Genomic DNA, 15,756 nt, shown 5'->3' on the forward strand with positions numbered 1-15,756 from the left:
ATAAATTGTGGAAAAGTATACTTTCAACAATCATAAAAAATAGAATGGATTTAATGATGACTTATGAACACTCAAGACCCTAAAGTATTGTTTATGCATGGATTAGATTCTTCAAGAGAATCTACCAAGTTTCAGGCAATTCTTTCTAAAAATAAATATTGCATTAATGTTGATTATCGAAATTTAAAATACGCTGCTGTTGAACGTTTTTATATCGATATGATCGAGAAAATTAAACCAGACATTTTAGTAGGACATAGTCTAGGTGGTTACTGGGCATTAAAGATGTCAAATCGATTTCAACTTCCTGCTGTGATTGCAAATCCGAGCTTAATGCCATCTTTTGATCCTGATTATCCAGCGATTACAATTGAGGAGCTTCAATCCAAAACCTCATCTCAAATCGCTTATATCGAACTTGGTGATGAACTGATTGATATGCATAGTACCTCTGACTTATTAGAGCCATACATGTACGTTGAAAGTATTATTGGTGGCCGTCATCAACTGGAAAACCCTGATCGTCTGAATTACCTGATCGGATTAGTCAGCCACTCAAATCATCAATCACATTAAAAAAGCCTTGTGAATCACAAGGCTTTTCGACTTAAATTTGAGGTTTTGATTTATCGTCCAAAACAGACCAAATATTCATTCCTAAATCCGCGTGTAAGTCTGGCAAATCAAGGAAAATACTCGCCCCTAAAACAGTGTGCTGACATTTATCCATCAATTGCTTAACTGCTTTTAATGTACCACCTGTGGCCAATACATCATCAACAATAATCACTTTTTGAGCCTGTACATCCGCAGACATTTCTAAACGGTCCATGCCATACTCAAGGCTATAGCCCACACCAATCACTGGTGGTGGTAATTTTCCAGCTTTACGAACCAACAACAACCCCTTACCAGTACGTTGCGCCAACAAACTCGCCAAAACAAACCCACGTGCTTCAACCGCAACGAAACTCTCTACCTCTGCCAATTGCTCCGCAGGAATACTTTCGATTAAGGCGTCAGTTAAAGGTGCAATGCTCTGCATGAACAAAGGAGTTAAATCAAAGAAACAAATTCCTGGTTTTGGAAAATCTTGGACCGTACGAATGTGTGACCACAATGATGTAGACAAAGAAGTAGACATAGGAGATAAAAATTAGACAAAAGAATGCGTGAATTTTAACGAATTATTGACAAAAAATATAGCAAACATGAGCTAAGAAAAAATACCGACCAATATAACTTATTGATTTTTAATAAACCATTTTTTAATTAAATAACAAGTATAAAACACAAACAGTATAAATTTTATATGAGTAGCTGGTAAATCAATACGCGACAAAAGTCTGACAATTTTTTTTAAATCATAATACATATAATTTTGGCAAATATTTCAAAGATTTAATGCTCAGTCCTATCATGCATTAGCATAATTAGCATGCGTTTTGTCCTAATCTGCCATTCAGCTTCTCTTTTAGTCAGCTAAACTCCGTTATTTACTTTACTTTCCACCTCGAACTGCGTAAAAATTTGCTTGAATATGAACGATAAAAATTCATATCACTCGAGTCTAGGTGTGAGAAAGATTTTGGCTGACACCAATAAATGGAATTGTCAGTATTTTTTGGAGAATCAAATGAAAAAATATCAATGCATCGTTTGTGGATGGATTTATGACGAAGCAGAAGGCTGGCCACAAGATGGCATTGCTGCAGGCACTAAATGGGAAGATATTCCAGATGATTGGACTTGCCCAGATTGCGGCGTATCAAAAGCAGATTTTGAAATGATTGAAATCTAATACAGATTTCCTTTAAAGACCATTTTGATATGGTCTTTTTTCTTATTTACTAAAAAAATTATCAGTATTGGAGAGTACTATGCAACCGATCATCATTGTTGGCTCTGGCATGGCAGGTTACACATTAGCGCGAGAGTTTCGCAAACTGAATGCTGAACAAGCACTTGTTATGATTTGCTCAGATGATGCGGTGAACTATGCAAAACCAACTTTATCTAATGCACTTGTAGGTAAAAAAGCGCCAGAGCAAATTGCCTTAGGTGATGCTGAGAAAATGTCTGCGCAATTGAATATGCAAATTATTCATCATGCGACTGTAACTTCAATTTCTGCAGATCAACATCAATTGACCTACACAAAAGATGGACAAGCTGAAAACCTTATATACAGCAAATTAATATTAGCTGTAGGTGCTAACCCTATTCGTTTAGCCATTTCAGGTGATGGCGCTGATGATATTCATGTAGTTAACTCACTGATTGATTATCGTGAATTTCGCTCTAAGCTCGACCTTAAACAAGACAAGCGTGTTGTCATTTTAGGTGCAGGCCTCATTGGGTGTGAGTTTGCCAACGATTTACAGAACACTGGTCATCAAGCGACTGTGATTGATCTTGCCCCACAACCTTTGGGTCGCCTTCTACCAGAACACGTTGCACATGCTTTCCAGCAAAATCTTGAAGAAACAGGTATTCAGTTTGCATTAAGTACCACCGTAGATCGGGTAAGTAAAAACTCAGACGAAAGCTATACCGTAACGCTTGCAAATGGACAGAGCTTTACAGCTGACGTTGTTCTTTCTGCTGTTGGCCTGCAACCCAATACATCAGTTGCACAAGAAGCAGGAATCCATACCAGCCGTGGGATTGTGACTAACACTTTAATGGAAACCAATAAAACCGATATTTATGCATTAGGTGATTGTGCAGAAGTAAATGGTTTACTGCTTCCGTATGTCATGCCAATTATGCAACAAGCACGTGCTTTAGCTAAAACATTGTCTGGTGAAAATACACAAGTTCATTATCCAGCGATGCCAGTTGCAGTGAAAACTCCTGCTGCACCACTGACTGTATTACCTGTACCTCAAGGTGTGGAGGCAACTTGGGAAACTGAAGAACTCGATGACGGAATGATTGCTAAAGCACTTGACCAAGAATCAACGCTTCGTGGATTTGTGCTACTTGGACCAACAGCAGCGAAGCAACGTTTAACATTGACCAAACTGGTCCCAGATTTAATTCCAGCTGCCGTTTAATTATTCAAAGATTTAGGGTATTTTCAAATGAAAGTACCCTTTTAGTTTGGACACAATAAAAATGAATAACGCACTAGAATATCAAGTTTCACCTTATGCTCCATTCATGCAAGAAAGTAAAGTGAGTCTAGGCAATGGGATCGACCTTCATATTGAAGTTGGAGGCAAGGCTGAACATCCTACGATTATTCTCATCATGGGACTGGGTGCGCAGATGCTTTTTTGGCCAGATTTTTTTTGCAAATCTTTAATAGACCAAGGTTTCAGAGTCATTCGTTTCGATAACCGAGATATTGGCCTCTCAACAAAAATTAAGCACAAGGGACCTCGCCTCAATACATTTAAACTTATGGGTCGATTTGCTTTTGGTCTAGGAAATCAAGGCTCTCCTTACAATTTATTTGATATGGCTGAAGATGTAGCGTTACTCATTGAACGATTAGGTCTTGAAAAAGCGCATATTATTGGTGCATCAATGGGGGGAATGATCGCTCAGATATTGGCAGCAAAATATCCAGAAAAAGTGGATAAACTAGGATTATTATTTACCAGTAATAATCAGCCATTTCTTCCGCCACCATTTCCAAAACAATTATTTAGTCTTATTGGTCGCCCTGCATCGAATGATGAAGATGGTATTGTAAATCATAGTATTAAAGTCATTCAGACGATTGGTTCACCTGGTTACGTCAATCAATTGGAAGTTATTCAAAACGCGCGTAAATTATATAAGCGTAGTTATCATCCAGCGGGTGTACTTCAACAGTTTTTAGCAATATTATGTACAGGCTCATTAGTTTCTATCGATAAGCAAATTCAAAAGCCAACACTGGTTGTACATGGCTCAAAGGATCGTCTACTCCCTTTTAGCCACGGCAAGGCAGTATCAAAAGCAATATCAGGCGCAAAGTTTGAATTAATCGAAGGAATGGGGCATGATATTCCTGCGCATTTCATCCCACAACTGAGTGGTTTGTTTGCAAAACATTTTAAATGATAAACACTAGGACACTATGGCTGCATTACCATCCCTAAGACAGCTGTCATATCTCGTGACTCTGTCTGAGACGTTGCATTTTACAGAAGCAGCACGTCGCTCATTCGTTACTCAGTCTACGCTTTCTGGCGGGATTATGGAGCTCGAGCGTTTATTGGGTGGCGTTCTCGTTGAACGTGATCGCCAAAATGTACGTTTAACCCCTCTCGGTGAGCAAGTGGTTGCACGAGCACGTGTCCTTCTTGCTGATGCTCAAGATCTCATGCGACTGAGCCGTGAGATGAGCGAACCACTTACTGGTGATCTTCATTTAGGAATTATTCCAACGATTGCACCATTTATTTTGTCGCAATTGTTAGAAGAAGTTCATAAAGAGCTGCCTAAAATTCAACTACATCTTCATGAAGCACAGAGTGAACATTTGGTTGAAAAGCTAGAACATGGCAATTTAGACATGATCATGTTAGCGCTCCCATTCGACACACGTGGCTTAAAAGTCGCTGAAGTTGCGAAAGAGAGTTTGTACTTAGTTGCAAACAAAGCTGACCACAAAACGGCGCAAGCTAAATCTCTAGAAGACCTTGATTTGACACACCTCATGTTGCTTGAAGAAGGTCATTGCTTAAGAGACCATACTTTAAGTGTATGCCCTATCGGTGAACGCAAGAATGATCATCGCCTTAAAGCGAGCTCATTACCAACCTTGGTTGAAATGGTGAGTTCTAATCTGGGCTTTACATTACTACCTCAGATTGCGGTAAATACACATATGCTGAAAAATAATGATCAATTGGTGATCCGACCAATTGAGAATGCCCCTTCACGCATTCTGTCATTAGTGACGCGTAAAAGTACGCCATTGCAAAGCGAATTTGATGTCCTTTTACAAATTCTACAGCGCATTACTGCTGATATTTGCTAATAAGTCATCACAAAAAAGGAGCCATTTGGCTCCTTTTTTTATAAAAATCATTTAAGATTTAAAGAGTTCAAGCAATTTATGTTGCGCATTATGAGGAGTCTCACCTTCATCGCATTGCGCACGTGACCAAGTTCCATCACCATTTAACAACCAAGCTTGTTGATTATCTTTCATATAATTCAATAAACCATGTTGATAAATGTGCTTTCTCAAAGTTGGATCCTCAACAGGGAAACAAACTTCAACACGATTAAATAAATTACGATCCATCCAGTCTGCGCTTGAACAATACAGTCGTGGTTGCCCTGCATTTCCAAAATAATACACACGTGTGTGCTCTAAGAATCGTCCAACGATAGAGCGCACACGGATATTCTCAGAAAGCCCTGGCAAACCTGGTCTTAAACAACAAATTGAACGTATGATTAAATCAATCTGCACACCAGCTTGTGATGCTTCATAAAGTTTATTAATCAGTTGCACTTCAGTCAGCGCATTCACTTTCACAATAATCTGAGCTGGCTTACCCGCTTTGGCGTGAGCAATCTCTTCATCAATATAACTAATTAACTGTGTATGCAACGTAAATGGCGCATGAAGTAATTTCTTCAATTTTGCCATTTTGCCCATTCCAGTCAACTCTTGGAATATACGATGCACATCTTCACAAAGCTCTTTGTCCGTTGTCATCAATCCGTAATCGGTATAGATCCGGGCATTGGTTGCATGATAATTCCCTGTACCTAAGTGCACATAACGAACCAATTTATTATTTTCACGGCGCACAACGAGAATCATTTTTGCATGTGTTTTATAGCCTACGATGCCATAAACCACCACAGCACCAGCCTCTTGCAAAACATTTGCTACCGCAATATTTGACTCTTCATCGAATCGCGCTCGAAGTTCAATGACAGCTGTGACTTCTTTACCATTACGTGCAGCTTCAGCCAACACTTGAACAATCTCAGAATCAGGCCCACTTCGATATAATGTTTGCTTAATCGCTAAAACTTGTGGATCTCGTGCTGCCTCACGTAATAAATTAATAACTGGAGCAAATGATTCGAATGGATGATGTAAAAGAATGTCCTGTTTCTTCATCGCAGAAAAAACATTTTCAGACTTCTTTAATACTTTAGGAATGACCGGCGTATGTGAGTCATATCTCAAATGCGGACGTTTAAAATTAGACACTAAACGTGCCAAGTTCACAGGTCCATCAACTTTATATAATTGTTCTTCATGCAAGTCGAATTCGTTGAGAAGGTAATCATAAATATGTTTTGGACAATTTTCTGTCACTTCTAAACGGACAGCACGTCCGAATCGACGAGAGTTTAACTCCCCTTTTAAAGCTTTTGCCAAATCTTCGACATCTTCATTAAGGGCTAAATCCGCATTTCGCGTCACACGGAATTGATAGCAACCTGTCGCAGTCATTCCTGGGAATAAATCAGAGACATGCTCATGAATAATCGCTGACAGCATCACGTGGTGTTCTTTACCATCGGTTAACTCGTCAGGTAAACGAACCACACGTGGTAAAGAACGTGGCGCAGGGACAACGGCTAAATCAATCTGTCGTCCAAAAGCATCTTTGCCTTCTAGCGTGACGATAAAGTTGAGTGATTTGTTGACTAAACGCGGGAATGGATGTGCTGGATCTAAACTAATTGGAGTAAGTACTGGCGCAACTTGTTCCTGAAAATATTTTTTAATCCATTGGGATTGAGCAGGTGTCAACTCTCCACGACGTAAGAAGCAGATATCTTCTTCACGTAATTTTGGAAAAATTTCATCATTCAAAATACGATATTGACGCTCTATTGCAGCATGCGCAGTCTGTGAAATTTTCTCAAGAACTTGCTTTGGTGTTAACCCATCTGGACTACGGCTTTCATTACCGAGCTCCAATTGCTCCATAACACCAGCAACACGAATTTCAAAGAATTCGTCCATATTTCTTGAAAAAATCAATAAGAAATTCATTCGCTCAAGCAATGGATGCAATGGATCAACTGCTTGTTCTAAAACACGAAGATGAAAGTCTAAAATCGAAAGTTCACGATTGATATATCGTTCATTATAAGTATATTCAGTTGGAGTATTTGTAATCGCGGTATTCATACCACAAACCTGCATGCTAAAGATCTGCCTTAAGTATGCTTCAAATTTATGACAATTTCATAAAAAATGCACATGATCACTGTGCATTTTTGATCTCACGAGAGTTTTTTAAACAAGTCCATCTCACGGAATTCTTGAAGTATTCATGTAACGCAAAATAATTCGCTGTTTATTTTTGAGTTTACGATCTTGACGGTGGTGTTGATAATAACGCGGATTCGGCAAGATCGCTGCCAAAAATACGGCTTGCTCACGTGTTAGACTGCTTGCCGATTTTCCAAAATAATGACGTGCTGCAGCTTCCACACCAAAAATATGATCTCCAAATTCAATGGAGTTCATGTATACCTCAAGAATGCGTTGTTTTGACCACATACGCTCCATCATGACAGTAGCGACAGCCTCTTGTCCTTTACGTAAAAAAGAACGCTTATTAAATAAAAATAGATTTTTGGATAATTGTTGGGAAATGGTAGATCCACCCGCAACCACTTGTTCTTTTTCTTTATTTCTTTCCAAAGCATGTTTTATGCCGTCAAAATCAAAGCCATGATGTTGCATAAATTTAGCATCTTCAGCTGCAATAATCGCACGTTTCAGATGATCACTGATATTCTCATAATCACGCCATTGATGCTGAATAGGCTTCGAACTGTCGGTCCAGTATGTCCAACGCATGAGCATCGTTGTATCAACAGCATTGGTTCTCCACCATGCAAGACTTGAAAAAATCCATAGTTGAATTACAAGGATGATACTGACAATGACCAATAAAGTTCGAACAATAAATGCTTTCATGTCAGTGTGTTGCTCCTTTTGTTAGCGTAGTGCATGCTTGACCTTAATCCATATCATTATCACAGAATACAATGACATGACTGAAATGCAACCACCCCAATTTCAAAGCCAATCACGTCTACCCTTAAGTCAGATTACGTTTTTACTCATTACACTGAATGTTGGACTTTTTATCTGGCAAATCTTTAGCGGGGTGGATGTATCAAACCCAGCAACAATAGATGCTTTGCGCTGGGGTGCTGATTATGCACCGCTGACTTATTTAGAGGAACCCCTCCGAATCTTCAGCAGTACATTTTTTCATTTTGGTCTTATTCATTTAATGCTCAATATGTGGGCATTGTATATCTTTGGCAATGTCGCTGAGAAAACACTTGGACACGTTTATTTTTTAGGCTTGTATCTATTAGCAGGCATTATGGGAAGCTTGATCAGTGGACTGATTGATATTCGGAATAGTTACGAGTTATTGGAGCATGTCAACCATGATTTATTTCCACGTGTATCCGCAGGTGCATCAGGTGCCGTTATGGGTTTAGGTGGTGCTTTAACGCTCTTATCTCTTTTTCCCCCTTTACCACAACAACAATTTCTCTTTGATCGTAAATCGCTGCTGATCATCTTGGCATTAAATATTGGTATGGGATTCATGATCCCTGGAATAAATAATGCAGCGCATATTGGTGGAATGTTGATGGGTGCAGTCATGGCTTTATGTTGGTACATCGGTCAACGATTTAGACTAGGCTTCACCACTACCATCGTGGTACTTCCTCTAGGCATCTTCTTATGTTGGCTCATGTATCAATATAACTTAGGCTTAGTGAGCGGAATACAACCCATTTGGGCTGAAATGTTGCAGCAAATGAAAATGCAATTGGCGTATTAATTCCAATTGCATTTTTTAGACCTCATATATTTTATGATTGATTGAGTTCGCGCAAGCTTTTTAATGGAGGAATCTCAGTTAAGTAGCTTAAACGATAACGACCTATCAGCGCACATAAGATCATCATGCTCATAGGTAGAATCACCCAGATTTCCCAATGCGGTTGTATTGCGAGATCCATTTTATAACTGGCGATCGCACTGATGACCTCAGCAAAAAAACACGATACTAAGCCAGCCATAAAGCCGATAAATCCAATTTCTAAACTCAGCATATTTTTCAAATTGGATTTTGAGCTGCCAAATGATCTTAAAATCGCGACTTCTCGCTTTCGCTCATCCATCAATAAATTAATGCAAGCAATCAACACCAAAAAACCTGAAACACTGACGAGAAGCGCAAGAATGGTAATAATCTGAACCAGAACAGATACTAAGTTTTTAATTTCCTCTAAAATTAAGGAAACATCGATAAATACAGTATTTGAGAACTGCTGAATCAGATTGACCAACTTGGATTTTTCATCTTGAGGTACAAAAAAACTTCCTAAATAACTTCCAGCATTTTCATCCATCGTATTCGGTGCAAAAATGAAGAAAAAATTTGGACTGAAGCTTTCCCACTCGACTGTTCTTAAATTTACAACTTTGGCTTGAAGTTCACCTTCTGGCAAGCTAAAGCTGAGTTGATCACCCACTTTTATCCCTAACTCTTCAGCAAGATTTGCTTCAACAGAAACATCTCCCACCTGCTGCAATTGTGGCTGCCCACTGACAATGACATTATCTTCTGGATAGCCTTGAGCTTGAGTCAAATTCAACTCTCGTCTGAGTGAGTTATTTTGCGCTCTTAATGATTCCGAAAATGGCTGACCATTATGTTTAATTAGGCGTCCGCGGATATTCGGATACAAGGGTGTACTTGGCCAACCTTCTTTTTCGATCTGAGCTTTAAATTGCTCAACTTCAAATGGAGGAAGACCATAAATAAATTGATTTGGCGTACCTTCAGGTAACTGTTGCTGCCAACGATCTAATAGATCCGTCCTTAATACTACAAGAACTGTAATCAGGCTCAGACCTAATGCAAGTGCAGTAATTTGAAATGCTGTTTGATTAGGTACACGTACATAGGCTGACCATCTATTTTTCAAAGATTTGATCATCTTTAATAGCAACCAAACTATGCTGAACATACTTGCACACAATGCGAGGATCGTACCGATAACGAGCAATGAGAGCTGTATATTTTGAGTGAGCAAAATACAAAATAAAATAAGACTTACAGCTCCCGCTCCCAATAAGGTCAAGAGAGAACGCGTAGATTTAACATCCTCACGGATAACACGAATTGGAGGCGTATTTAAGAGCTGCATCAAACTTGGGACAATAAATCCAAACATCACAATGACACTGGTGAATATTGCAATCGGCAAAGGACCCAAAACCAAATCAAACAAGCTAAATTGGATGTCTAAATGCGGAATTAGTTGTAACATAAACTGCAATAAAATATAGCCTAGACCAATCCCTAATCCAGTACCGATGAACATCGCAATTGCGACGGCAATCATAAGTAATGCAATATAGTTCTTAAGAATTTGGAACTTTGCAGTCCCCATACATCTCATTAAAGCAACATGATCTTGATTTTGTTGAACGTACCGTTGACTGGTCAACGCAATTGCAATACCGCACAGTAAAATTGTAAGAATGTTTGCAAGCTGTAAAAAAGTATCTAGATTTTCAATTGGACGCATCAGGCGGGTATTCGCCTCATCCGCAGTTCTCAAGCGAATTGAGCTTGGGGTTTCCATTGCTTGCTGATCATCTGCATTTGGTTCAATCATTTTTTTAGGATGGAGCTGATCAAAATAAGCCGTAAACTCATTAAGTCTATTCGGCTCACCAGACATAAGCAGACGATATTCGATACGACTTCCAGGCTGAATCGCATTGGTTGCCGCAACATCAGATTGTGAAATGATCACTGTAGGTGAAAAGGCTGAAAATCCGAGTTCTTGGTTAGAATCCTTTTCAATGACTCCTGTGACTGTAAAACTCACATCTGCGATTTGAACCCTCTCCCCTATTTTAACATTTAATAAATCTAAAGCACGTTGACTCAGCCATACCTCTCCTGACCGAATAGCAGTCTGATCAGGTTGAATAATGAGTTCACCACGTAGCGGAAAATTGGACTCAATCGCTTTGACATTCACCATGACAAATTGTTCATCGGTATGTGCCATTGAGCCAAAAACCGTCACTAGGGACTGGTGTAGATTGAGTTGACTTGCCTTCTTTTTAAATTTTTCATCGAGCGGATATTGATCACTTAACACTAGATCTGCAGCTTGAAGCTTAGCAGCCTGCAATGAAACAGCTTGTTGAATCTGATCATTACTGAACTTTAAAGCGGTTGTCGCACTAATCGCGAGACTCAATGCAAAAATGAGCAAATAAATCCCTGTACTAGCAAAACTTTGCTTCAACAAAGGTTTAAATAGCGCACTCATACACGCTCTCCAGATCTTGAAGCACCTTGTACTTTTTGTAATTGACCATTGATCAATTCATAATGCGTCTCACATTTTTGTGCTAGCTGTTGATCATGGGTGACTAAAACCAATGTAGTGCCCAGCTCCCGATTCAAATCAAATAAAAGCTGTTCTATCTCCTGGGCTGTCGTCCCATCTAAATTTCCCGTTGGTTCATCCGCAAATACAATTTTGGGCTCAGCAATTAAAGCGCGTGCAATTGCTACACGTTGTTGTTCTCCCCCAGACAGTACTTTAGGTGTTTGAGTACTTTGACGATCTAAACCCACTTTGTTCAACCAATAAAGGGCTTGTTGTTCTGCTTTGGCATAATCAAAATTCTTTTGAATTCTCAGCGGTAACATGACATTTTCAAGCGCAGATAAAGAAGGTAAAAGCTGAAAGGATTGAAATACAAAACCAATATTTTCAAGTCTAATTTGAGCGCGTTGCTCTTCGCTTAATTGCTCAACTGCTATACCATTAATCGACAATGTTCCTGAACTTGGCTGATCTAATGTCGCCAGAATTCCCAGCAGTGTAGATTTTCCAGAACCCGATCTGCCTGTGATTGCGACTTGCTCGCCAGGATAAATTTGTAGATTTAGATTCTCAAAAATCGTCAACTTTTTTTGTTGGATCTGTATCGTTTGTGTCAATTGCTGTGCAGAAATTAACGCTTGTGGCATGATTGAAGAAGTTGAGTCATTACGAACCATAGAAAGCCTTTATGCAAATCAGTCAAAGTTTAAATATTGTTACGTTGAGAAAAACTGCCTTTTTATTTATCTGCAGTTGTCTGTTTCTTTTACCGATCAATAGCTTTGCAAAAACTATCCTTATTCTTGGTGATAGTTTAAGTGCTGGTTACGGCGTGCCTACCGAGAAAGGTTGGGTCAATCTTTTACAAAAACGTCTTGATCAACAGTATCCGAAACAACATCGAGTGGTCAATGCAAGTGTCAGCGGTGAAACAACCAGTGGTGCATTAGCACGTTTGCCCAAATTGCTTCAAACACACAAACCAGATATTGTCGTAATTGAATTGGGAGGTAATGACGGTTTACGAGGTCAACCTCCAAAAATGATTCAACAAAACCTAACTCGATTAGTTCAATTGAGCCAAAAATCTAATGCCAAAGTCCTTATGTTTGGCATGAAGATTCCTCCAAATTACGGCTCAGCCTATAGCAAATCCTTTGAAAATAATTATAGGGTTGTGAGCCAGCAATTTAATGTGAAGTTGCTCCCTTTTTTTCTAGAAGGTGTTGCTGGAAATAATAAACTCATGCAAAAAGATCTGATTCATCCTAATGAACAAGCTCAACCTAAACTCTTAAATAATGCATATCCTTACATTAAAGGCGCTCTATAAAGTTATAGACATAGAGATCCATAAATCCCAATCAATAAAAAAGCCAGCTTAAGCTGGCTTTTTTAAAATGCTGATATTAGAAGTCAAAGAATGTAACTTCACCTGTTTCAAGTGAGTATTCTGCACCTACAACTTTTAATTTACCTTGTGCAATCAAGTTTTCCAACACCGCAGAACCATGGCGCAACTGGTTAACTGAAGCAAAAACATTTGAGCGAACCGCGTGTACTGAAAGCTTTTTCAAATCATCTTTTAACTCAGTTTGCATTAAAATTTCGACTGATGGACGTACGCGATTGACAATAGACATCAAATTAACAGATGGCGGTTGTTGAGGATTACGTAATGCTTCAATCGTTGAGTCGATTGCGCCGCAATGTGTATGACCCAATACAATCACTAAAGGACAATTAAAACTTTCGGCTGCAAACTCCACACTTCCAACTTGAGATGGAGCTACGATATTACCTGCTACACGAATAACAAATAAATCACCTAAGCCCTGATCAAAAACCATTTCAGCTGGAACACGTGAATCAGAACATCCTAATACAATCGCAAATGGCTCTTGAGTTTCAGCCATCTGAGCGCGCTCATGATGCGTCAATAATCGTTGATGCTTGGTTTGACCTTCAACAAAACGTTGATTACCAATTTTTAAACGTTCTAAAGCTTCTTGTGCAGTTAGCATCTTGTATCCATGGTTTATCAAGGTTTGAAGTAATTTTAATACTGTGCTTTTTGATTGTCACTGACAAAATTTAAACTCTGTTACAATTTTTGTTAATTGCTAAAAATATCTTCAATTTCTTCAAATCTGATGATTATGATCATTCCTTACTGAATCACTTTAGCAGCTGATTCAGCGCTTAAATTTATGTTTATGAAGTAAAACTTATTTAAATCGAGAACCAATTATCACAAAAATAGGATTTATTTTTTTACTTTTAACTACTACTTTATAAAAGTCACTTGATTATAATGTCGCCCTGTTTTAAGGGATTTCACCTGCATGTTTGTTCATCTTCCTTTACCCATATTAAAGCATCAACATTTATTTTCCATTTTACTCTCGTTAATGCTCAGCCTCGGTACCTCATCTACCCGAGCAAATACTGTTGAATTTATCGACTATCAAAAAGTTTTAAATGAAGAACGTGCTTGGTCAGGATTATCCAATAAAACGATTCGCGTCGGAGATGTTGTGTGGTCTTATAGCGAAGGTGGTCCTGCTGATCGACCTGCCTTATTGCTCATTCATGGTATAGGCATGAACCGAGACAGTTGGAATCATGTAGCTCGGAATCTCACACAGCAATATCGCGTCATTATCGTTGACTTGCCTGGAAGTGGACAAACGCTAACACCGAAGGGATTTGACTTATCACTTCCTCATCTGACTGAACAGTTACGTCGTTTTGCAGAAGCATTACGCATTGAAAACCAGCTTAATCTAGCGGGTCACTCTGTCGGTGGATCAATCGGACTGATGTATGCTGCTAAATATCCTCAAGAAATGAAAAGTTTATTTCTGATCAGTGCCGGTGGATTATTCAGAAGCAACAAAACATTCTTCCTTAATAACCCAATTTATTTAAAGCAGCTTTTAATCTCACAACCTGGTGACTTGAATTATGTTTCTAGGAGAGTCATGCATAAAGCTCCCTTCGTACCCAGTTTAATCAAGAAACAACAAGAGCAAGCACTTATTCAACGCGCGGCGGATACATCTGAGTTGATTCATCAGCTTGTTAAACTCAATCAACAGTACACCGTTGAATCATTTGCTCAATTGTTAAAAAATATTGAGGTTGAAACATTGATTTTGTGGGGAAAACAAGATCAGATAGTCAATGTTGAAGTTGCACATGAATTAGGGACCGCCTTAAAAAAAGCACATCCCCCTATTCTATTAGATCAAATTGGTCATACACCTATCGTAGAAATACCTGATCTTGTGGCGCAACATTACTTAAGTTTTTTAAATAAGATGAATACCGTTAAAACGTCATCATCAAATTAAGGATATTGAGAATTTTCATGGAAAAAAATCCTAAAATCGAACAGTTGATTGAGGCACATTTGGCATTTCTTGATCATGAATTTTCTCAAGACGACACCATTGAAAATGAATTTTTATATTTTTATCAATGGTTTAGAAAACAACCTTTAAAGCAAATTTGGTCTTTCGAGGCGATTAATGCACTGCTTCAAAAACAAATTCTAAATACACCTGCAACTGATTCTCTCATTCAACAGATTGCGGAGCATATTCGATTTGCGTTGGTTCACCCGCTTAATGAAACGACTCAAATCGAAGATATTATCTCGGTTCACACCATTGATCGAATTGCACTTTATATTTCATCTAAAAGTGCTCACCGCCAAGCTCTAATTAAACGTATTGTAAACAATCCCGCATTTTCGAGTATGCTCACCGAGTTAATCCATCATTCTATTCAGGATTATATTGATAATTCAGTGATGAATAAAAAAGTACCCGGTGTCGGCCGCTTTATGAAAATGGGCAAATCAGTTCTTGAAAGTGTCACTGATTCAAATCTTGATGATACGGTCAAACATTATCTTCAAAAAAATATTATCAAGATCAGTCAAATTAGCGAACAAGTGATTAACCAACACTTTGATGATAATAAGCTATACCACTTCCAAGCCAATCTTTGGCACAAAATAAAGCAAGTCCCACTCTCTGCTGTTAAAAACTATATTGAAATCAATGATCTACCAAATACTGTGGCAATGGGACATGATATTTGGGACAACCTCCGTCAAACTGAATACCTAAAGCAACAAGTACACGATGGTATTTATACGTGGTATTGCCATAATCAAGACCGCTCTTTTGATCTGATCATGCAAGATATCAATATCAACGAAAGCCTTGTTCAAAATGAATTAAGTGCTCTACTCTGCCCCGTAATTAAGCATATGATTTCTAGTGAACACCTTAAACAACGTGCACGTGTATATCTTGAAAAATTCTACTATTCTGAACCAGCACTAAGTATTCTCACATCTTAATTAGA

General features: G+C 38.6%; 15 protein-coding genes. 9 read left to right on the forward strand and 6 right to left on the reverse strand.

The window, feature by feature from the left end:
- Positions 1 to 63 precede the first annotated feature (63 nt).
- On the forward strand, positions 64 to 576 hold the full coding sequence (locus tag AC1M9E_RS10290) for a YqiA/YcfP family alpha/beta fold hydrolase (protein WP_035266673.1): 513 nt from the start codon (positions 64 to 66) through the stop codon (positions 574 to 576).
- 31 nt (positions 577 to 607) lie between these two features.
- Here AC1M9E_RS10290 and AC1M9E_RS10295 read toward each other — a convergent pair whose 3' ends face one another.
- The gene (locus AC1M9E_RS10295) at positions 608 to 1,144 is read right to left on the reverse strand and encodes an adenine phosphoribosyltransferase (RefSeq protein WP_035266671.1); all 537 of its coding nucleotides are present in this window, start codon (positions 1,142 to 1,144) and stop codon (positions 608 to 610) included.
- 492 nt (positions 1,145 to 1,636) lie between these two features.
- Between AC1M9E_RS10295 and rubA the strand changes: the two genes are divergently transcribed.
- From rubA to oxyR, 4 genes are all read left to right on the forward strand, one after another.
- A complete protein-coding gene (rubA, locus tag AC1M9E_RS10300) occupies positions 1,637 to 1,801 on the forward strand; it encodes a rubredoxin RubA (protein WP_000760495.1) in 165 nt (54 codons plus the stop codon).
- Between the two features lie 79 nt (positions 1,802 to 1,880).
- Entirely contained in the window at positions 1,881 to 3,059 is a 1,179-nt protein-coding gene (locus AC1M9E_RS10305) for an NAD(P)/FAD-dependent oxidoreductase (protein WP_035266666.1), read from the forward strand.
- A 61-nt stretch (positions 3,060 to 3,120) separates the two neighbouring features.
- The gene (locus AC1M9E_RS10310; protein WP_035266665.1) at positions 3,121 to 4,056 is read left to right on the forward strand and encodes an alpha/beta fold hydrolase; all 936 of its coding nucleotides are present in this window, start codon (positions 3,121 to 3,123) and stop codon (positions 4,054 to 4,056) included.
- 16 nt (positions 4,057 to 4,072) lie between these two features.
- Positions 4,073 to 4,978 (forward strand): LysR family transcriptional regulator OxyR, encoded by a 906-nt coding sequence (oxyR, locus tag AC1M9E_RS10315; RefSeq protein ID WP_035266662.1) that lies wholly within the window; start codon positions 4,073 to 4,075, stop codon positions 4,976 to 4,978.
- Between the two features lie 51 nt (positions 4,979 to 5,029).
- Here oxyR and ppk1 read toward each other — a convergent pair whose 3' ends face one another.
- Together ppk1 and mtgA are read right to left on the reverse strand one after the other, a co-directional pair.
- Positions 5,030 to 7,108: a polyphosphate kinase 1 gene (gene ppk1, locus AC1M9E_RS10320; protein ID WP_481607542.1), complete on the reverse strand. Its 2,079-nt coding sequence runs from the start codon at positions 7,106 to 7,108 to the stop codon at positions 5,030 to 5,032.
- 123 nt (positions 7,109 to 7,231) lie between these two features.
- A complete protein-coding gene (gene mtgA, locus AC1M9E_RS10325; RefSeq protein ID WP_481607541.1) occupies positions 7,232 to 7,906 on the reverse strand; it encodes a monofunctional biosynthetic peptidoglycan transglycosylase in 675 nt (224 codons plus the stop codon).
- A gap of 76 nt (positions 7,907 to 7,982) precedes the next feature.
- Between mtgA and AC1M9E_RS10330 the strand changes: the two genes are divergently transcribed.
- Positions 7,983 to 8,795, forward strand: coding sequence for a rhomboid family intramembrane serine protease (locus AC1M9E_RS10330; protein ID WP_481607540.1), 813 nt, complete (start codon positions 7,983 to 7,985; stop codon positions 8,793 to 8,795).
- Between the two features lie 31 nt (positions 8,796 to 8,826).
- Here the strand turns inward: AC1M9E_RS10330 and AC1M9E_RS10335 are convergent, their stop codons facing one another.
- On the reverse strand, positions 8,827 to 11,313 hold the full coding sequence (locus tag AC1M9E_RS10335) for an ABC transporter permease (protein WP_488224761.1): 2,487 nt from the start codon (positions 11,311 to 11,313) through the stop codon (positions 8,827 to 8,829).
- Positions 11,310 to 12,023, reverse strand: a complete 714-nt coding sequence (locus AC1M9E_RS10340) for an ABC transporter ATP-binding protein (protein ID WP_416224319.1) — start codon at positions 12,021 to 12,023, stop codon at positions 11,310 to 11,312. The genes AC1M9E_RS10335 and AC1M9E_RS10340 overlap by 4 nt, the downstream gene beginning before the upstream one ends.
- Before the next feature lie 41 nt (positions 12,024 to 12,064).
- Between AC1M9E_RS10340 and AC1M9E_RS10345 the strand changes: the two genes are divergently transcribed.
- Positions 12,065 to 12,709 (forward strand): arylesterase, encoded by a 645-nt coding sequence (locus AC1M9E_RS10345; RefSeq protein ID WP_092766885.1) that lies wholly within the window; start codon positions 12,065 to 12,067, stop codon positions 12,707 to 12,709.
- A gap of 76 nt (positions 12,710 to 12,785) precedes the next feature.
- Here the strand turns inward: AC1M9E_RS10345 and AC1M9E_RS10350 are convergent, their stop codons facing one another.
- Positions 12,786 to 13,400 (reverse strand): carbonic anhydrase, encoded by a 615-nt coding sequence (locus AC1M9E_RS10350; RefSeq protein ID WP_035266649.1) that lies wholly within the window; start codon positions 13,398 to 13,400, stop codon positions 12,786 to 12,788.
- A gap of 321 nt (positions 13,401 to 13,721) precedes the next feature.
- Here AC1M9E_RS10350 and AC1M9E_RS10355 point away from each other — a divergent pair, with 321 nt between their 5' ends.
- A complete protein-coding gene (locus tag AC1M9E_RS10355; protein WP_481607538.1) occupies positions 13,722 to 14,732 on the forward strand; it encodes an alpha/beta fold hydrolase in 1,011 nt (336 codons plus the stop codon).
- Between the two features lie 17 nt (positions 14,733 to 14,749).
- A complete protein-coding gene (locus AC1M9E_RS10360; RefSeq protein WP_481607537.1) occupies positions 14,750 to 15,751 on the forward strand; it encodes a hypothetical protein in 1,002 nt (333 codons plus the stop codon).
- Positions 15,752 to 15,756 lie beyond the last annotated feature (5 nt).

The sequence above is a fragment of the Acinetobacter sp. 24-47-47 genome (assembly GCF_057737035.1).